Source organism: Pseudomonas sp. AM8 (genome assembly GCF_036346475.1).
Lineage (GTDB): Bacteria > Pseudomonadota > Gammaproteobacteria > Pseudomonadales > Pseudomonadaceae > Aquipseudomonas > Aquipseudomonas marginalis.
On sequence record NZ_JAOTNX010000003.1, the window covers coordinates 410,486 to 429,951 of the forward strand.

Sequence of the window (19,466 nt, forward strand, 5' to 3'; positions counted from 1 at the left end):
TCAGGGAAAGCTTGACTTCTCCTTTTCAATCAGTAACATACGGCGCATTCCGCGATAGCTCAGTTGGTAGAGCAAATGACTGTTAATCATTGGGTCCCTGGTTCGAGTCCAGGTCGTGGAGCAAGATAGGGAAAAGCCTGCAGCGATGCAGGCTTTTTTTTGCTCTGGATTTTTCCGGGGTGATCAAAGCGCACAGCGTGACCCGCATGAATGCATCTCAAATCCTACGATTCAGAGGTCAATATCATGAAAGTCACTGCGGTCGTTTCAACCAAAGGCGGGCCGGGTAAAACTGCGGTTGGCGTCAATCTGGGCGCGTTCTGCGCCGATGATGGGGTATACCTCACTGGCCGCACTCCTCTAAAAAAGGCAATCAGCCAATAGCACCACCATTGAGCGGTTTTCTCCCATAAAAAACTGCCGGCTAAGCCAGAGGCGCGAATTTACCTCCCAATTGCGTTGCCAAGTACGGACCTGAATTGCATGTTCACGATTTCTGTTAAGTAATTGATGTTAAAGGCCTTAATTTTTCAGACTACAAGTGATCGTGTGTCACCACTGAAACAAAGTTGTACATTTAATTGACGCCACTAAAACGCCACCATAAGATCGCCGCCAATTGATGGCACAAAGCCATGTAGAGGGATCTAGAAATGTGGCGTTCGGCACACCGGACCAGGCTCAGTCTGCTGTCCGCTTTTTTTTGCCTGGGCTTTGCTGGGACAGCTCAAGGCGCTACCCCGCAGAACACGCCGGGCGTTACTGACCTGATCCGTGACCGCCAGGATCGCCTGCTCGAAGAGCAACAACGCCGCCTCGAAGAACTCAAGGACCTGCCCGGCAAAGCTGCTACGCCTACCAAGCCGACAGCGCCCGCCGACACGCGCTGCTTTACGATCAAAACCATCGAACTTGCCGGCGCCGATGCCTTGTCCGAAGGTGAGCGCGCCAGTCTGATCAAACCCTATATTGGCCAATGCCTTGGCGTGCCCCAACTCAATGAGCTGCTCAAGGTCATCACCGACCGCTACTTGGGCAAAGGCTTGGTCACCAGCCGCGCGTACTTGCCACAACAAGACCTCTCCAGCGGCGTCCTCAAAATCCAAGTCGTCGAGGGCAAGCTGGAAAGCTTGAAGGGCGCTGAAGGCAGCGGCATTACCGATCGACAATTGGCCATGAGCTTTCCGGGCAAGACGGGCGAGTTGCTTAACCTGCGCGAGATCGAGCAGATGGTCGACCAACTGAACCGTCTGCCCTCCAACCAGGCCCAGATGGAATTGGCCCCCGGCAAGGAAGTCGGCGGCAGCGACGTGCTGGTCAAAAACACCCCGCAAAAACCTTGGCGCGTCGGCCTGTCCCGCCACAACGGCGGCCAGCGCAGCACCGGTGAACAGCAATGGGGCGCCAGCCTGGATTGGGACAACCCTCTTGGCCTTGCCGACCAACTCTCCCTGCGTGGCGGCCACGATGCCGTCAGCGACCACCAGAAAACCTCGCGCAACTCGATGCTCAATTACAGCCTGCCGTTCGGCTGGTGGAACCTCAACTACACCTACAGCGAAACCGAATACCGCTCGCTGGCCCAAGCCAGCGGTTTCAACTTCAAGCAGTCCGGCGACAGCCAGAACCACCAACTGCGCCTGGAACGGGTGATTCACCGCGATGCCCTGAGCAAAACCTCCCTCAGCACCGGCGTGGCGTACCTGCGCACCAACAACTTCATCGAAGACAGCAAGCTCGCGTTGAGCAGTAACCGCCTCAGCGAAGCCCAGTTCGGCATCAACCATGGTCGACGTATCGGCGGCTCATTCCTCAACATCGACCTGGGCATGCAGGACGGCATTGGCGCATTCGACGCCCAGGCCAACCACAATCCGCGCCCCGGCCAGGCCGATGCGCGCTACCGCAAATACACCGCGACCCTGAGCTACCTGTACCCGTTCAAGCTGTGGGGCGAGTCGTTCAGTTTCAGCAGCCTGATGACCGGCCAGCGCAGTGAAGACGTGCTGTTCAGCCCACAGCGCATGAGCCTGGGCGGGCAGTCGTCGATTCGCGGTTACAAGGATCAAAGCCTGTCCGGCGACAGCGGCGGCTACTGGCGCAACGACCTGCGCTGGAGCCGCCCGGTGACCATCGCGTGGTTGCAGCCGGTGTTCAATGAATATGGCACCAGCCTTGGTTATGACCAAGGCGTGATCAGCCACGGTCGCTATAACGCCGAACAACACGGACGCATGACCAGCAACTCCGTGGAGCTGTTCGCGCGCGGCCAGAACGTCGCCGCCACGGTGACTTTTGCACACTCTTTGGAACGCCCGGGGCCGATCACTGAACGTGAAGCGCCGGTTTATTTCCGTATGGATTTCTTCCTTTAAATCTTTACCGCCCCTTGGGCATCGAGATATGACATGGACGTTCGCCAGTTCGCCTTCCTCGCGCGCCAACCTTCTGCGGCCCTGAAAACGCGCTCCACTTTCCTGGGAGTGCCCAAGCGCGGCTTGGCGTTGGTGCTGGCCAACGCGATGTTCTGGCAGCCGTTGCTGGCCCAGGCAGATGGGATTGTGGTGAGCGCACCCGGCACAACGCTGGGCCAGGCGGGTAACGGCGTACCCATCGTCAATATCGCGGCGCCCAATGGCAGCGGGTTGTCCCATAACCAGTTCCAGGATTACAACGTCGGCCAGCAGGGCGTCATCCTCAACAACGCCACCAGCCGCACCCAGTCGACCCAGTTGGGCGGGATCATCCTCGGCAACCAGAACCTCAACGGTACAGCAGCCAGCGTGATCCTCAACGAGGTCAACGGCGGCAGTCCGAGTCAGTTGCGCGGGTACACCGAGGTGGCGGGGCAATCGGCCCACGTGATCGTGGCCAACCCGTATGGTGTCACCTGCAACGGTTGCGGTTTTATCAACACGCCGCAGGCCACGTTGACCACCGGCAAGGCGGTGATCGAAAACGGCCAGATCACTCGCTACCAAGTTGATCAGGGTAGCGTTGCCATTGACGGCACCGGCCTGAATGCCAGCAACGTCGACCAGTTCGAAATCATCACCCGCGCCACCACCATTAACGCGCAGATCCAGGCAAAAAAACTCACCATTGTCGCGGGTCGCAACGATGTGGACGCACGCACCTTGAACGCCACGGCGCGTGCATCGGACGGCAGCAAGGCGCCGGATTTGGCGATTGATTCGTCGGCGCTGGGCGGTATGTACGTAGGCGCGGTCAAGCTGGTGGGCACCGAAGCGGGTGTGGGGGTGAAACTGTCCGGGGACATGGTCGCGGGTGGTGACATCCAGATTGATGTGGCGGGCAATGTGGTTATGGGCCAGACCTCGGCCGCCGCAGCCGTTAACGTGAAAGCTCAGAGTGTCGACGCGAAAGGCGCGGTCTACGCCGGGACCGATCTGTCGGTGAAAACCCAAGGTGCCCTGACCAATCAACAAACTCTCGCTGCCAAGGACAGCATCACCCTGGACGCCGCTGGGCGGTTGACCAATAACGGGATTATCGAAGCGGGCGTCAACGCCGATAACAGCCGCAATACCCAAGGCGACGTGCGCTTGACCGCACAGGCTATCGATAACAGCGGCAAGACTGTGATCGCCAGCCGTGACCTGACCATCGGCACCGGTGAACTGGCGAATCAGGGCGGCACGTTGAGTGCTCAGCGCACTGCGCAACTGACCGCTACGCGTGTGGATAACCAGAATCAGGGACGCATCTTGAGTGCGGGAAGCCTGGATATAAAGGCCGAGCAACTGCTCAATAGCCAAAACGGTCTGGTCACCAGCACGGGAAACTTGACGGCAGGCATCGGGCGACTGATCAACCGCAATGGCGAGCTGTCGAGCCAGGCACAGGTCACCTTGCAACTGGCCTCTTTGGATAACGTGGCTGGGCTGGTGTCGGCGGGGCAGTCGTTAAGCTTGAATGCCACGGGCCTGATCAATAACCAGGGGGGTCTTATTGCCGGGCGCCAGGCTGTTCATGTTACTACCGGCTCGCTCAACAACAGCCAGAGGGGTTCGCTCACCAGCCAGGGCAACCTGGACCTGGAAGCGGGCGCGGTGGATAACAGCGCCACCGGCCAGATCGCTAGCGCTCAAGCTATCACGGCCAACCTGCACAACCTTGATCAGCATGACGGCGGCCAGCTCGTCAGTACCACAGGTTTAACCCTGGACCTTAACCATGGCCACCTCGACAACCGTAGCGGCTTGATCAACACCCGCGGTCAACTGACTCTGAATAACCTCAATGCCGTTGATAACCGGCAAGGCGAAATTTCCAGTACGCAATCATTTGTCCTGGCTGCCAGCAGCCTCGACAACGGCTCCGGCAAGGTGCTCAGTGATCAAGCGTTAAGCCTCAAAATCGACCTGGCGTTGGTCAACCTTAAAGGTGTGATTTCCGCCGCCGGGCTCACCACCGAGGCGGCCCGTCTGGATAACAGCAGCGGCGTGTTCAGCAGCTCCAAGGACTTGGCACTGACCCTCGGTGCCGACCTGCTCAATGACGATGGTGAGGTGTCCAGCAGCGGTGCAAGCGTGGTTAACGCGATGACGTTGAATAACCGCAATGGCGGCAAGGTAATGGGGGATATCAGCCTCGACCTGACCACCACCGGCGCACTCTTCAACCAGGGTGGCACCTTGGGCAGCGGCCAGCGTTTGAACGTCACGTCGGCCAGCTTGGATAACAGCCAGTCCGGCAGCCTGGTGAGCGATGGTGGCTTGACGGTGAAGGTCGAAGGGCTACTGGACAACCAAGCCAAGGGTGCAGTGCTGGCCAAAGGCGTGATGGATATCCAGGCGGGCGGTGTGGACAACCGCACCGGCCGGCTGTTCGGGCAAAACCTGCTGATCCTGCGTAGTACCAGGCTGGATAACAGTGTTGGTGCGGTACGTGCCAATCAGAGTCTAGACCTGCAAGTTGGCCAGATAGATAACCGTGAAGGCGTACTCTACAGCAAGCAGGCGTTGGCCATCGCAGGGCAATCGCTGAGTAACCAGGGTGGTCTTGCCAGCGCCATCGGCCCGGTTCACCTGACCTTGGACAACGTCAACAATGCCAAGGGCCGCATCGCCAGCCAAGATGATCTGGAGGCCACCGTAGGTGTATTGAACCAGCAGGGCGGCGAGTTGGTCGCCCAGGGCAACCTGACCCTCAACGCCGACACCCTGGATAACCGCGACAAGGGCCTGGTAACTGCTACAAAAGCGCTGAAGCTCAAAGTCAGCAACCTCGACAACCGCGCCGGGGAAATTTCCAGCCAGCAAAACATAGACCTCAGCGGCCAGCGCCTGGACAACAGTGGCGGCAAGCTGCTGGCCGGGACTGCGTTGGAGCTGGCGATGGACGAGGTGATCAACCAGGCGAGAGGTCTGGTCTTCGCCCAGAACACCCGCTTTACTGGCGCTCGCCTGGATAACACTGAAGGCATCTTCGGCGCCAAGCACTCTTTGGTGGTGCAACTGTCGGCGGGCCTGGACAACACCCGCGGCAAACTCACCAGTGAAGGTTCGATGGACCTGACTGTTCAGCGCCTCGATAACACTGGCGGCAGCCTCTCCGGAGCCGGCCCGCTGACCCTCAGTAGCGCCACGGACGTGCTCAATACAGACGGGACCCTCGAGAGTGCACAAGGCCTCAAGCTGACCAGCGTTAGCCTCGATAACACCAACGGTCTGCTCAAAAGCCAGGGCGCCACAACCCTCACTACCGGCGTGTTCACAAACGGCTTTGGCGCGCGCGTCACCAGTGCCGACAGCCTCGACCTCACGGCCACCCAAGTCACCAACAGCGGGCATATCGGCAGCGTCGGCAGCCTGAACGCCAACTTCACCGGCCTGACTCAACGGGGCGGCGCCGAGCTGGTGAGCACCACGCAACTGACTCTCGACCTGCACAACGGCGAACTGGTCAACGCAGGCGTGATCAACGCTCCCCTTCTGGCGCTGAAAAACCTTGCCAGTATCGATAACCAGAACGGCGAAATCTCCAGCCAGAACGCTTTCACCTTGGCCGCGAAAAAACTCGACAACAGCCACGGCAAACTTATCAGCAACCAAGCGCTGACCTTGCGCGTTGACCAGGCGCTGACCAACGTCAAAGGCCATATCAACGCCGTTGGCCTCGACGCCCGCAGCACCCGCTTGAACAACACTGACGGCCTGCTCAGTGGCCGGGGTGATGTAACCATCAGCGCCACCGAACTGTTGGATAACCAACGCGGCAGCGTGATTGCCGACGGCGCCCTGCTGCTGACCGGCGCCGCCCTGGATAACCGTCATGGCGAGATCGCCGGCAAGGCCCAGGTTACGGCTATCACCGCGAGCATCGACAACCAGAACGGCAAGCTGATCAGCACCGAAGGCCTGCACCTGCGCGGCGCCAGCCTGGATAACCGTAATGGTCTGGTAGGCGCCACAAAAGCGCTGAAACTCGACGTAGATATGATCGACAACCGCGCCGGTGAGCTGACCGGCAACGCCGACGTCGCCGTCACCGGCCAGCAATTGAACAACAGTGACAAGGGCGTGGTGTATGCGGAAGGCGGCCTGAGCCTTACGGTTGATCAGATCATCAACCGCACACTGGGTGTAATGAGCGGCCAGCGCCTGACCCTGACCGGCACGTCGCTGGACAACAACGGTGGCAAGCTGCTCAGCCAACAACCGTTGATGTTGGAACTGGCAGGCGACTTGGACAACAGCCAAGGTGTGCTGGGCAGTGAAGATACGCTGAGTATCAAGGCGCGCAGCCTCAATAACAGCGAGGGCAGCCTTTCCAGTGCCCAAGGCCTGAACGTCGCCGTCACCGAAAATCTGAATAACCACAGTGGTAAATTAGTCACCGATGGCAACCTGACGCTGCGCAGTGCCAACATCGGTAACGAACAGGGCACTATCAGCGGCAAGGGCCCGGTCTCAGTCACCACAGGCGTGCTGAATAACCAGGGAGGTCGCCTCAACAGCGGCGACACCTTGACGCTGACTACCGGCCAGTTGAACAACGGCGGCAACATCGGCGGCGAGCAGGGCGTGACCTCCAGCGTCACCGGGTTGGACCAGCAAGGGGGCAAGCTGTTCAGCAACGCCGGCTTGAGCCTGGACCTGAACAACGGCGTATTGAATAACACAGGCGGCTTGCTCAACGCCAAGGGCCCGTTGTTGCTCAACAACCTCAACACCGTCACCAACCAGCACGGCGAAATCTCCAGCGGCCAAGCCTTCACCCTGGCCGCGCAAAGCCTGGATAACAGCAACGGCAAACTGCTCAGCAACCAAGGTCTGACCCTGCGCGTCAACCAGGCGCTGAGCAACATCAAAGGCCTGATCGGCGCAGCCAGCCTTGATGCTCGCGCGGCGGCCTTGGACAACCGTGGCGGCACCTTGAGTAGCCGCAGTGACCTGCAGTTGACGAGTGATGGACTGCTGATGAACACCGAGCAGGGTTTGATCAGCGCGGCGCAAACGCTGACCGTACAAAGTGCGGATTTGAATAACCAGAATGGCAACGTGCTGGGCGCTGCTGTCACTCTCAACTCCATGGCCCTGGATAACACTGTGGGCGGCCTGATCAACAGCAAAGGCAGCCTGAGCCTGACCGCTGCCAGCCTCAATACCGGCAGCGGTGGTGAGGTTTCAGCTAAAGGTGCGCTGGGCATCGACGTCAATGCCCTGGCAGTGGCGGGCGGTCGTATTGTCGGCGAGCAGGGCGTGACCATTGACCTTAACAACAGCGACCTGGATAACCGTAACGGCCTGCTCCTTGCCGACGGCCCGCTGACCCTGAAAAACCTGCGTGACCTCAACAACCAGGGCGGTGAAATCTCCAGCCAGCAAAGCTTTTCGATGGCGGCGCGCACCCTGGACAACAGCGCCGGCAAGCTGATCAGCAGCCAGGCGCTAACGCTCAATGCAGGTAACCTGCTTAACGCAGCGAATGGCTTGATGTCCGGCTGGCAAGGCTTGAAAGTCAGTGGTGAGAGCCTCGACAACAGTAATCATGGAACGCTGTCCAGCCGCAACGGTGCTGTGGATGTGCGCCTGACGGGGGCGTTGCTCAACAACGCGGAGGGCGCACTGGTCAGCCAGGGCCGGCTGGACGTCAGTGCGGCCAGCCTGGATAACCGGGACAAGGGGGTTCTCTCCAGCGTAGCGGGGCAGAGCCTGACTGTCTCCGGGCTACTGAGCAATGCCAACGGCGGCCTGATTGACAGCGGCGCCGCCCTGGATGTGCAAGCGACCACGCTGGCTAACATCTCCGGCACGATCAACGCCCAGCAAGCCCTGTCCATCACCGGCACGGACCTGACCAACAACGGCGGCATCCTGGTCAGCAACGGCCGGTTGACCCTTGACCTGCTTGGCAACCTCAACAACGGTGGCGGCAAACTCGCCAGCGTTGGTCCGTTGCTGCTGCAACGAGCAAACCAAGTCTACAACGACGCAGACGGTCAGATCGCCAGCCAAGGTCTGCTGACGCTGTTTGCCGGCGGGCTGAACAACAGCGAGCGCGGCACCATCGCCGGTAAGGAAGGGGTGGCAATCACCACCAGCGGCGTGCTGCAAAACCAGGCCGATGGGCTGATCTACAGCCAGACCGCTGATGTGCAGTTGAACGCTTCCAGCCTGAACAACGCCAAGGGCAGGGTGCAAGGCCAGAACGGCCTGAATGTGGACATCACTGGCGACATCGACAATCAGGGCGGCAAACTGCTGGCGCAAACCGGCGACACTTACCTGAAAGCCAACACGCTGGATAATCGTGGCGGTACCTTGGCCAGCCTCAAGGGGTTGCTGGATGCCAAAGTGACCGGCGTTCTGCGTAACGGCTATGACCAGAGCAACCTGGGCGGCATCGCCCAAGGCCAACGCCTGAACCTGACCGCTGCAAGCCTCGACAATCAGGGTGGCCGCATCGCCGCACTGGCGGGCGACACCGTGGTCAACGCCGACTACTTCGCCAACGCTAACGGCGCCGCGTTCGCCACAGGGTTGTTGCGTTTCTCAGGCCTGAACCTGGACAACAGCGCCGGGCAAATGGCCGGCGGCGCGATCGACCTGGGCGTGGGCGGCGTACTGGTCAACCGTTCGGGTGTGATTGAAAGCGATACAACACTGAGCGTGGCTGCCGACAGCGTCGACAACCAGGGCGGCAAGCTGCGCGCCCTGGGACGCGAAGGCAAGACTCTGTTCGAGATCGGCAATCTGTTTGATAACCGCAATGGCGTGGTAGAAACCGCCAACACCGACCTGACCCTGGCGGCGAACAACTTCCAGAACAGCGGCGGCCAATTGTTGCATGTGGGCGAGGGTGACTTTGATATTTCCTTGCCCAACGTCATCGGTGCAGGCGGCAGCATCGTCACCCGTGGTGGCCTGACACTTAACGCCGACACCTGGACCAACAGCAGCGTGATCCAGGCCGGGCGCCTGAACGTTAACGTCAATAACTTCACCCAAACGCAAACCGGCCAACTGCTGGCGTCTACGCGCCTGGAAGGCAAGGGCGGGAACTGGACGAACAACGGGGTGATTGCCAGTGACGGCAGCCTGGCGTTGCAATTGACCGGCAATTACCAGGGGGATGGACGGGTTAGCAGCGTTGGGGCGCTGGACGTATTGGCGGCGCAGATGACTCTTAACGAGCCGGCAAGCATGGCCGGTGGAGGGCTGACCAACGTGACGGTGGCCAGGCAGTTGACCAACCGGGGGCGCTTGACTTCCAACAGTGGCATGACGATCAACGCCGGCGGAGTCAGTAACTTGGGCACTTTGGCGAGCGCACAGAATTTACTGATCAATGCGCAGACCCTGACCAACGAACGGATTCGGGCCAATGAGGGTTCGCTGTTGCTCAGCGGTGGCGACATGAAGTTGCAGGTGGGGACGTTGACCAACACCTACAGCGATGTTTACAGCCTCGGCGGGGTCGAGGTGGGTGGATATAACGGTGTTGAGCGTGCAGCGCGGGTGGATAACCTGTCTGGGCGGATTGAGTCGACGGGGGATATGTCGCTTAAGGCAGCGGTTGTGGCGAATAAGATGGAGAGTTTCAGTGTCAAGGCCACGAACGCGGTGTCTGCCTCGATTGGGGTGAGGTGCCTTGACTGTAGCTATGTCGGACAGAATGGTGTTTTCACCTCTCATCTCGTCTGGCAGCAAAACTTTAATGTCGAGGCCACGGGTGAGCAGGTGGCGGCCAGTCTCGTGTCGGGCAAAAAGCTGAGTGTGCAGGGTGATAAGTTCGAGAACTTTAACTCTACTGTTTCCGCTGTCAGCGATATCAACATTGCAGTTAATGATTTTAACAACACAGCCAGTGCACTGGGGGGGTATCAGAGTCTCAAGTATATAACGATGCGCCCCAGCGTGGATCTGTGGTCGCGGATATTTAACTACAACGCGAAAAACGACCCAAGGTATAACCGGAGTATTCGTTTCTGGAACGCGGCAGAACAGGAAAGCGGCGTTGGACTTAAGCAGCCCAGCGATCGTGGTCAAGCTATTGCAACCTATACATTGAATTTCGGGCCAAAGGGAGGGGTTGGCGCGAAAGTCCCTAAAGCTAACTTCATACCAGGCGTCACTGTTCAGGCCCCGGCAGAAATCCTCAACGCCACACCGTTCGCCGAAAAAATAATTGCTTCTCCAGGGGCCAGTTTTGTACCTGCCGTTATTCAAGCCGGCGGTAATGTGTCCATCAATGCGGCCAACAAAATCACGAACGGTGTCGAGCGTTCATTTAGTACAACCGTTGCCGGATCATCTCGCGACATCGATACCCAGGTTTCAGGTACTGGCAACTCCACGATCATCAGCCTCAATCGCCAACTGCCTCCGGATCTAGCTCAGCAGAAAGTCGACCCATTGACGCTGCCGGGGTTCAGCCTGCCCAGCGGCAAAAACGGCCTGTTCCGCTTGAGCGAGCAGGGCGCGAGCACCCAGCAGGCGGGGCAGGCTCGTCCTGAAGCGCAAAGTTGGACCATGGGCGCAGCTGACATCGGCTTGACTCAGCGCCAACAAGCCATGCCTGAAAAACAAGGGCGTACGATCCAATTCGACGATGCAGGCCTCATCACGGCGAGCACTCCTCAAGTGACTGTCGCCGCCCGCGAGGCGAGTAACATCAACGTAGATCGCACGACTCACGTAGACGATAGTCAGCATGATGTTACAGCCCCCGACCTAAGCATTCCTGGTGTTACTCCGCTGGCCGCCGTCGTGGGTGTGGCATCGGTAGGTCAGCCTGTTGGCGGGGAAGCTTCGTTAGTCAGTCGTCAGACTATTACACGCGTGGAAGGCCTACCTTCAAGCAAGGCGACCTCTCAGCCACATAAATACTTGGTCGAAACCAACCCTGTACTCACTGATCTCAAGCAGTTCATGAGCTCAGATTACTTGCTTGCAGGCCTTGGATATCAGCCTGATGAAAGCGCCAAACGCTTGGGTGATGGTCTTTATGAACAGCGCTTGATTCAGCAGGCCATTGTCGAGCGTACCGGGCAACGGTTTATCGACGGCCAGACCTCGGACGAGGCGGTATTCCGTTACCTGATGGACAACGCTATCCGCAGCAAACAGGCTCTCGGCCTATCGGTAGGAGTGTCGCTGACGGGGCAGCAAGTGGCTGCACTGACCCACGATATCGTCTGGCTGGAAGAGCACGTGGTCAACGGAGAAAAAGTGCTGGTACCAGTGTTGTACCTGGCCCAGGCCGACGGTCGCCTGGCGCCCAATGGCGCGCTGATAGCGGGCCAAGATGTGAACTTGATCGCCGGGAAAGACCTGGAAAACGCTGGAACATTGCGCGCAAGCAATAACCTGTCGGCAGTCGCGGGCAACGACCTGATCAACAGAGGCTTGATCGAGGCCGGGAATCGCCTGGACCTGCTGGCCGGTAACAGTATCGTCAACAAGTCCGGCGGCATTATTGCGGGGCGCGATGTGTCGATGACTGCGATCAACGGCGACGTGATCAACGAGCGCACCATGACCGGTGCGGGTTACAACATCGGCTTCTCCAAACACAACGATTACATCGACAGCGCTGCCCGCATCGAAGCTGTCAGCGACTTGAGCATCAGGGCCGGTCGTGACGTCACCAGTGAAGGTGGCGTGCTGCAAAGCGGCAATGACACCACCATCGTTGCTGGGCGCGACGTCAATCTGATTGCTGCGCAACAGCACGACACGATGAATGGGGGCAAGCGTAATCGCTCCGAGGAAATTACCCAGAGTGGTTCAAGTGTTGAGACCGGGCGTGATCTGAAAGTGACTGCGGGGCGTGACTTCACTGCGATTGCCAGCGAAATCGAGGCCAAGCGCGACGTATCGATGAGCTCGGGCGGCGATATCTACTTGGCCTCAGGCGCTGATGAGCAGCACTCCTATTCCAAGACATCCAGCACCAAGCGCCAAGAAGACCACGTCAGCCAGATATCCACGAGTGTAACTGCCGGCCGCGATGTGACGTTGAGCGCGGGTAAAGACCTGGCGTTGATTGCCAGTCGTATCAGCGCGGGTGATGAAGCCTACCTCGTTGCGGCCAAGAACCTCGGACTGCTTTCAGCTGAGGACAGCGATTATTCGCTGTACGACATGAAAAGAGGAGGAGGGTTCGGCTCAGGGAAAACTCAGCGTGATGAGTTGATGAAAGTCAGCAATATAGGCAGTCAGATCAAGACTGGGGGCGATCTTACAATTCAGAGCCAGGGTGACCAGAAATATCAGGTTGCCAGGTTGGAAAGTGGAGAAGATCTGACGATTGTCAGTGGTGGCAGTGTCAGCTTCGAAGGGATGAAGGATCTTCATCAAGAAAGTCACCAAAAAAGCAAAAGCAGCTTCGCCTGGAACAGCATGAGCGGTGCCGGTAACACCGACGAGACCTTCAAGCAGACTCAGATGTCTGCCAAGGGCAGCATTGTGATCAAGGCCGTCGATGGACTGAACATCGACGTAAAACACGTTAATCAGCAGACGGTCAGCCAAGCTATCGATGCAATGGTCAAGGCAGATCCGCAACTAGCTTGGCTTAAAGAGGCGGAGAAGCGTGGTGATGTGGACTGGCGCAAGGTCCAAGAAATTCACGAGAGCTTCAAATATAACAACTCAAGTTTGGGAGGTGGTGCAGCCCTGGTGATTGCTATCATAGTCACCTATTTTACTTGGGGATTGGGGGCCGAACTTGTAGGCGCTGCAGCTACTTCCACTACAGGCCTCGCCGCAAGCGCTGTGTACACAGGAGTTGCTGTGAAAACAGCTACGAGCGCTATCAATAACAAAGGGAACTTGGGAGATATTGCTAAGGATGTAACCTCTTCTGACAGCCTGAAAGGCTACGCGATCGCAGGACTTAGTGGCCCTATAGCAAAGCTTTTTGGTGTGACTGGAGCATTCACTGCAGCAGATTTAGGGAGACAACTCGCTGTCAATTCTGCGCTTAAAACCGTCGTGAATGGCGGCAGTTTTACTAGAAATATTGGCCAAGCGGCCCTTGATCTCAGTGCGAGCCTTCTATCTGGAATGATTTATGAGCAGGTGGGTACGAAGCTGGTTGGTTCAGAGCTTTCCACTAAAGTAGCGGTACACGCGATCGTTGGGGGACTGATCGCGGAGGCTGCAGGTGGAGATTTCGCCTCTGGTGCAATTGCAGCAGGCGCTAACAAAGCGCTGGTGCAAGCATTTGGGGACGACTTGTTCCCAGGTGCGGCCCACGAGCGGCTCTTAGCCATGACTTCTCAATTGATCGGAATGACGGTTGCGGCAGGTTTGGGAGGGAGTGCAAAAGACCAGGAGGTTGCAGGCTGGGTAGCGCAGCAGGGAACGATTTATAACGAACTGCAGCACAAAGAAATTGAGGCACTAATAGGTGAAGCGAAGACCTGCGAAGCTACAAATACCTGCGACAAACTCATTAATAAATATGCTGATTTGAATGAGGAAAATGAAAAACGTCTAAATGGCATCTGCGAGAGTGACCCTGTGAAATGTAGGGAGCTTTACGGCGATTGGGTTGTGAGCAATAACAAAACGCATGAGCTGATTTCTCAAGTACGAGCCAGTGGTAGCTTACCTGATGAGGTGTCGCGCATGCTGGGAGCGGTTGACTTGATGAACTATAATTCCCTAAACAAAGTACTCGCGGTAGGTATCGCCCAAGGCGTGTTAGGCGCAGCGAGTAATGCGGCTGCGGAGGTAGGCATTGATGTGGCGCCCCAAACGATTGGTTGGTATTCCAAATGGGCTGCTGTCCTGTTTGGTGTGGGCAAGGCTAGTGCGAAAGGAATACCCAAGGACTTAGGAAAAGCATCTTTTGATGCAGCGAATGGTGTAGGAACGATTTACTCGCCAAAAGTCACTCTGAATAATAATGAAATAATATTTGATGAATTTGCAGTTGGAACATCTAAAGGATTTTTCGGGGTTGGCGCCGATGGCGCAGCTGAGTTGGTTGGGCCGTTGAAGAAAATGCTTGCTTACTCTCAGTCCCAAGGCGCAAAAACAATTACGTTGAGAGGGCGCTATGCATCACCGGAAGGCTCTATGCTCGGGACTGGTAGCATTAATAATGTCAATCAGAACTTTTCCTTCAGCTTTCCAGCGACAAAAGATGGCTTGAAGGAGTTTTTAAAGGGTATTGGAAAATGAAAATTCGTCGAACTCTTGAGAAAAGAATGAAAAGCATACAGGCTTTAGGTCGAGGCCATTTTTATACGGAGGCTGAAGATGGCCAAGTCATATTTTCTACCAATCTTGAAGAAGGGCGGTTAGATATATATCTGGATGGTTTTGCTTTTGGGGGGGGTGAGTTGATGTGTAAGGTTTTTTATGGTGATATTTTTAGTATCCGAAGTCACCTAAGTGTGGAGTTATTCTCAAATGCTAGTCACTCAGGTGACTTGGATTTTTTTGTTCCTTTGGACATAGTTTGTGGGGCATCTAACATATCATTATCTATACCTTTTTTAACGTATTCGAATGTTATGAATATTTTGGTTGGGCTTAGGGAGGACTGGATGATGCAAGTTGTTGGCGTTGATTCCTGATTGCCTCAGATGCCTGATATTTTGCTGACTGGATTATGGGCAGAGGAGAGGATGCTATTTATTTGCTGCTGGATAATTTTGTGCGTGGCGCTCTGGGGTATAAAAGTGGGTGATCGATAACTAATCAACTAAAGATCTATGTTTAAGTTTCAGCTGAGGCCATCAGTAATATGGCTGGTTCTCATGCGTCGGAGTTTGTTGGCGAGAGGGCTGGCTACTTAGGTGAGAAAATAAGGGAACTCTCAGACAGAGAAAGGGGGGCACGACTCTATTATCTGGTTTGTCGTTTTAACCTTAGTCTGAACTCTGTTACTGCTCCCCCGTATTGTTACAACCCCCCTCTGAAGTCCGCCCGTTAGCTGACTGCCGCCGCCTCCTTTTCCTACAAGTCATTGCTTTACCACGCTTTGACAACCCAATCCAACACGACTAACTTTCGTGGCGTGCTGAGCTCATACAGCGCACGCTATGCAGCAACCCTATCTCTCCACCACGCTCTTCCGTGGCACCGTTGCGACTAACAGCTAGCAAATGACTGTTAATCATTGGGTCCCTGGTTCGAGTCCAGGTCGTGGAGCCAGATAAGGAAAGCCTGCAGCGATGCAGGCTTTTTTTTGCCTTGGATTTTTCCGGGGTGATCAAAGCGCACAGCGTGACCCGCATGAATGCACCTCAAATCCTACGATTCCGAGGTCAATATCATGAAAGTCACTGCGGTCGTTTCAACCAAAGGCGGGCCGGGTAAAACTGCGGTTGGCGTCAATCTGGGCGCGTTCTGCGCCGATGCAGGGATCCGTACCCTGCTCATCGATCTGGACAATCAGCCGTCGCTGTCGTCGTTCTATGCGCTATCGCACGAGGCGCCCGGTGGAACCTATCAACTGATCGCGAACAACGAGACCCGGGCCGACCAGGTCATTTCGCACACCTGCATTCCTAATCTCTCACTGATCCATTCCAATGATCCGTTCAATCAGCTGACGCCACCGCTTACATCCGGTGATGCTCCAGCAAGAAGTCTACGAACAATCGCACCCGCGCCGGCATTGCCGAGCCGCCTACGAACACCGCATGAATCGGTTCCCGGTCGCCGGGGTTCCAGGCTTCCAGCAGCGGTATCAGGTCACCGCGCTGCAGATCCTCGCTCACGCTGAACTCGCCGATACGCGCAATGCCCGCACCTACTCGCGCAAGTTGTGCCAGCGCTTCACCACTGCTGCATTCGATGTTGCCGCAGACCTTCAGGGAGAACTCTCTTGCGTCGCGGATGAACGGCCAGTTGGGTTCGGCACGCCGGAAGTTGAAGCGCAGGCAGTTATGCCGTAGCAGGTCTTCCGGTTCGCGAGGGATGCCGTGGCGTTGCAGATACTCGGGCGATGCCACCACTACCTGGCCGGTGTCGCCGATCCTGCGCGCGGTCAGCGGGCTGTCGGGCAGATGGCCAAAACGTACCGCCACATCGGCCTGGCCGCCGAGAATATCGACCACTTCGTCGCCGAGGGTGAGGTCGACCAAGATGTTCGGATGGCGGGCGCTGAATGCCGCCACCAAGGGAACGATGGCCAGCCGCCCGTGGCCAAGGGCGGCACTGACCCGCAATCGGCCCCTGGGTACGCCCTGGTCGGCGATGGCTTCTTCCACCTCGGCCATATCGGCCAGGATACGCCGGGCGCCGCGCAGGAAAGCCTCGCCCTCGGCAGTGAAGCTGATCGCTCGGGTGGTGCGCAACAGCAGTCGGGTGCCAAGGCGCTGTTCGGTACGCGCGATGATCCGACTGACCGCCGAGGGTGTGAGCCCTAATGCACGCGCGGCAGCCGATAGGCTGCCTTCCTGCGCCACGGTGGCGAACACGAGCATGTCACCGGATCTGCCGTTGAAGTCCATTTGTGCCCCTTACGCATAGGTGATTGCCAAAAATGCTATCTACCGCCTTAAAACGCTGGATCGTAGCATTGGCGGCATAGATAAGGAGCCTTCCATGCGTATCAATCCACCACTTGTCGCACTTGCCATAGGTGCCTTTGGCATCGGTGTTACCGAGTTCGCCCCCATGGGCATGTTGCCGGGCATCGCTGCGGATCTCGGCGTTTCTATTCCCGCTGCGGGACTGTTGGTCAGTGCTTACGCCTTGGGTGTACTGCTCGGCGCGCCGCTGATGACCCTGACTACCGGCAGGATCCCCCGGCGCTATCTGCTGATCGGACTCATGGCGATTTTCACCCTGGGTAATCTGATGTCAGCCCTGGCGACCGATTACTACAGCCTCATGATCGCCAGGGTGGTGACCTCACTGAACCACGGTGCGTTCTTTGGCGTTGGCTCTATCGTTGCTGCCAGCGTGGTCGCCCCTGAGAAACGTGCCGGAGCGGTCGCGGCAATGTTTATGGGCCTCACCCTGGCGACCATTGGCGGTGTGCCGCTGGCCGCCTGGTTTGGCGAAATGTTCGGTTGGCGCACTGCATTCTGGGGCATTACCGGCCTCGGCGTGGTCGCCATGGCCGCGTTGTGGTTCGCCCTGCCCAACCTGAAGGCGCCGCCAAGCGTCGGTGTAATGGCCGAAATTCGCGTACTGGGCCGTGGCCCGGTGCTGGGCGCGTTGGCCCTCACGGTAGTCGGCTCGGGCGCAATGTTTACCGTCTTCACCTACATCGCGCCGATCCTTAGCAGCGAGACCCACGCGTCCACCGCCTACATAACCGCCATGCTGGTTCTGTTCGGTGTGGGCCTGACACTGGGCAACATGTGGGGCGGCAAGGCCGCCGACCGCTCGATAGATCGCACACTGATCGTTTCGCTGAGCGTGCTGATTCTCGTGTTGCTGGCGTTTACGGTACTGATGCGTTGGCCGCTGCCGGCGGCCATTGCCATCCTGATATGGGGTATCGCCAGTTTCGCCTTGGTGCCGCCGCTACAGATGCGCGTCATGGAAGCTGCCAAGGACGCGCCCAATCTGGCCTCGGCGGTGAACATCGGTGCGTTTAACTTCGGCAATGCGATTGGTGCGGCACTGGGCGGTGCGGTGATCAATGCAGGGCTAGGTTATCCGGCGATTTCCCTGGCTGGAGCGGCAGTGGCGGGGCTAGGGCTGCTGATGGTGCTGGGATTTGCCTGGCGTTCCAGAAAGATTGCAACTGCATTGGTGTGAGCTTGATGGGAGAGCCAGTCACTCAGTTGCTCCGTGACTTCCATTGTGATTTTGGCATGACCAAATTGGATGGCTGAATCGCCGAGTAACACACGCTTTGCTTGCCCGCGGGAGTACTTGGAGTGGAGCCCAATATAGAGTTTGAACAAGGAATCTAAGGTCAGCGCTTACACCCTCTATCTTCCTCCCATGACGCCTCATTAATGAACGTAGCCTGGCAGGCTGGAGATGTCTACGGTGCCGGGGCGATTCAGAATGCTTGAATGAATCCCCCTCACAACGACTTGAGGGCCGGCTTCATAGAGGTGCTGAGCCGCGTTTACATTCGAGGCTTTCACCTAAGCCACGGATCATCTCCATCAATGCCTTCACCCGCAGCGGCAAGTTTCCGGCCGGGTATACCGCGTGCATCTGTGGGCTCTCACCGCTGCTGGAGGTGAGCTTGTACTCAGGACACACCCGGAGCAGGCGCCCAGTTTCCACTTCGGGTTCCGCCATCCAATCCGCCAGGCGGGCGATCCCGACGCCCGCCAGGGCTGCCTGGAATACTGCCAGGCCGGAGCTGAAACGAAATTTTGGATGAACCCGAAAGCTGATGGCCTGCTCCTCGCTGCGAAAATTCCACTCCTTGAGAATCCGCGGCGCCGTATGCAGGATCAGCGAATGCGACTCCAGTGTCTCGATGGAGTCGGGCATGCCGTTGCGCTCCAGGTAGCCGGGGCTGGCATACAGGTAACGTGAGTAACTCCAGAGCGCAAAGCCGATCAGGTCGCTGGATTGTGGAAACGCACCGCGAATCGAGAAGTCCAGCTTGCTCTTGGCCGGGTCGATGATCTCATCAGTGAAAATCACATCGATGTTAACGTCTGGATAACGCTCGCAGTATTGCGCGATCAACCGGGGCAATACCCCGTGTCCGAGCACCTCGGGGGCGGAAAAACGGATCCAGCCGGAGGCCAGGCCGCTGAGACCGGCCAGGTCTTCATCCACCTCACGTTGCAGATCGAGCATTTTGTACGCGTGGGGCAATAAGCATTCGCCCGCTTCGGTCAAGCTCACGGCATTGGACGAGCGATTGAACAACTTGAGCCCCACACTTTCCTCCAGGGCTTGAACGGCACGGGTCAGTGCGCTGGGGGAGCGCCCCAGCGTCCGTGCCGCGGCGACGAAGCTGCGCTTGCGAGCCACGGTCGCGAAGGCTTCAAGTTCCCCCAACATATTCAATGCCACTTTCCACCTCATTGCATTTTTCACAACGCG

Annotated in this window: 6 protein-coding genes, 1 tRNA gene and 1 pseudogene; 6 read left to right on the forward strand and 2 right to left on the reverse strand. The window is 57.5% G+C overall.

Features of this window, described 5'->3' with window-relative positions; genetic code table 11:
* Positions 1–48 precede the first annotated feature (48 nt).
* The 5 genes and pseudogenes from V3W40_RS11325 to V3W40_RS11350 form a co-directional block, all read left to right on the forward strand.
* A tRNA-Asn gene (locus tag V3W40_RS11325) sits at positions 49–121 on the forward strand.
* A gap of 532 nt (positions 122–653) precedes the next feature.
* Positions 654–2,375 (forward strand): ShlB/FhaC/HecB family hemolysin secretion/activation protein, encoded by a 1,722-nt coding sequence (locus V3W40_RS11335; RefSeq protein WP_330215029.1) that lies wholly within the window; start codon positions 654–656, stop codon positions 2,373–2,375.
* A 33-nt stretch (positions 2,376–2,408) separates the two neighbouring features.
* A complete protein-coding gene (locus V3W40_RS11340) occupies positions 2,409–14,663 on the forward strand; it encodes a two-partner secretion domain-containing protein (protein WP_330215030.1) in 12,255 nt (4,084 codons plus the stop codon).
* Entirely contained in the window at positions 14,660–15,061 is a 402-nt protein-coding gene (locus V3W40_RS11345; RefSeq protein ID WP_330215031.1) for a hypothetical protein, read from the forward strand. Before V3W40_RS11340 ends, V3W40_RS11345 begins: the two co-directional genes overlap by 4 nt.
* Before the next feature lie 701 nt (positions 15,062–15,762).
* Positions 15,763–16,041: pseudogene (locus V3W40_RS11350) on the forward strand (ParA family protein); the annotation flags it as partial.
* A 10-nt stretch (positions 16,042–16,051) separates the two neighbouring features.
* Here V3W40_RS11350 and V3W40_RS11355 read toward each other — a convergent pair.
* Complete coding sequence (locus V3W40_RS11355) at positions 16,052–16,945, reverse strand: LysR family transcriptional regulator (RefSeq protein ID WP_027603978.1); 894 nt, start codon at positions 16,943–16,945, stop codon at positions 16,052–16,054.
* Between the two features lie 94 nt (positions 16,946–17,039).
* Here V3W40_RS11355 and V3W40_RS11360 point away from each other — a divergent pair, with 94 nt between their 5' ends.
* Positions 17,040–18,206: an MFS transporter gene (locus V3W40_RS11360; RefSeq protein ID WP_330215032.1), complete on the forward strand. Its 1,167-nt coding sequence runs from the start codon at positions 17,040–17,042 to the stop codon at positions 18,204–18,206.
* Between the two features lie 297 nt (positions 18,207–18,503).
* On the opposite strand, the gene V3W40_RS11365 is transcribed toward V3W40_RS11360, so the two are convergent.
* Positions 18,504–19,436, reverse strand: a complete 933-nt coding sequence (locus tag V3W40_RS11365; protein WP_065947611.1) for a LysR family transcriptional regulator — start codon at positions 19,434–19,436, stop codon at positions 18,504–18,506.
* Between the last annotated feature and the right edge of the window lie 30 nt (positions 19,437–19,466).

What these genes read in the sequence shown, in the direction of transcription:
- V3W40_RS11335 (WP_330215029.1), top strand. Translation starts at nt 654, where the DNA reads ATGTGGCGTTCGGCACACCGGACCAGGCTCAGTCTGCTGTCCGCTTTT.
- V3W40_RS11340 (WP_330215030.1), top strand. Translation starts at nt 2,409, where the DNA reads ATGGACGTTCGCCAGTTCGCCTTCCTCGCGCGCCAACCTTCTGCGGCC.
- V3W40_RS11345 (WP_330215031.1), top strand. Translation starts at nt 14,660, where the DNA reads ATGAAAATTCGTCGAACTCTTGAGAAAAGAATGAAAAGCATACAGGCT.
- V3W40_RS11355 (WP_027603978.1), bottom strand. Translation starts at nt 16,945, where the DNA reads ATGGACTTCAACGGCAGATCCGGTGACATGCTCGTGTTCGCCACCGTG.
- V3W40_RS11360 (WP_330215032.1), top strand. Translation starts at nt 17,040, where the DNA reads ATGCGTATCAATCCACCACTTGTCGCACTTGCCATAGGTGCCTTTGGC.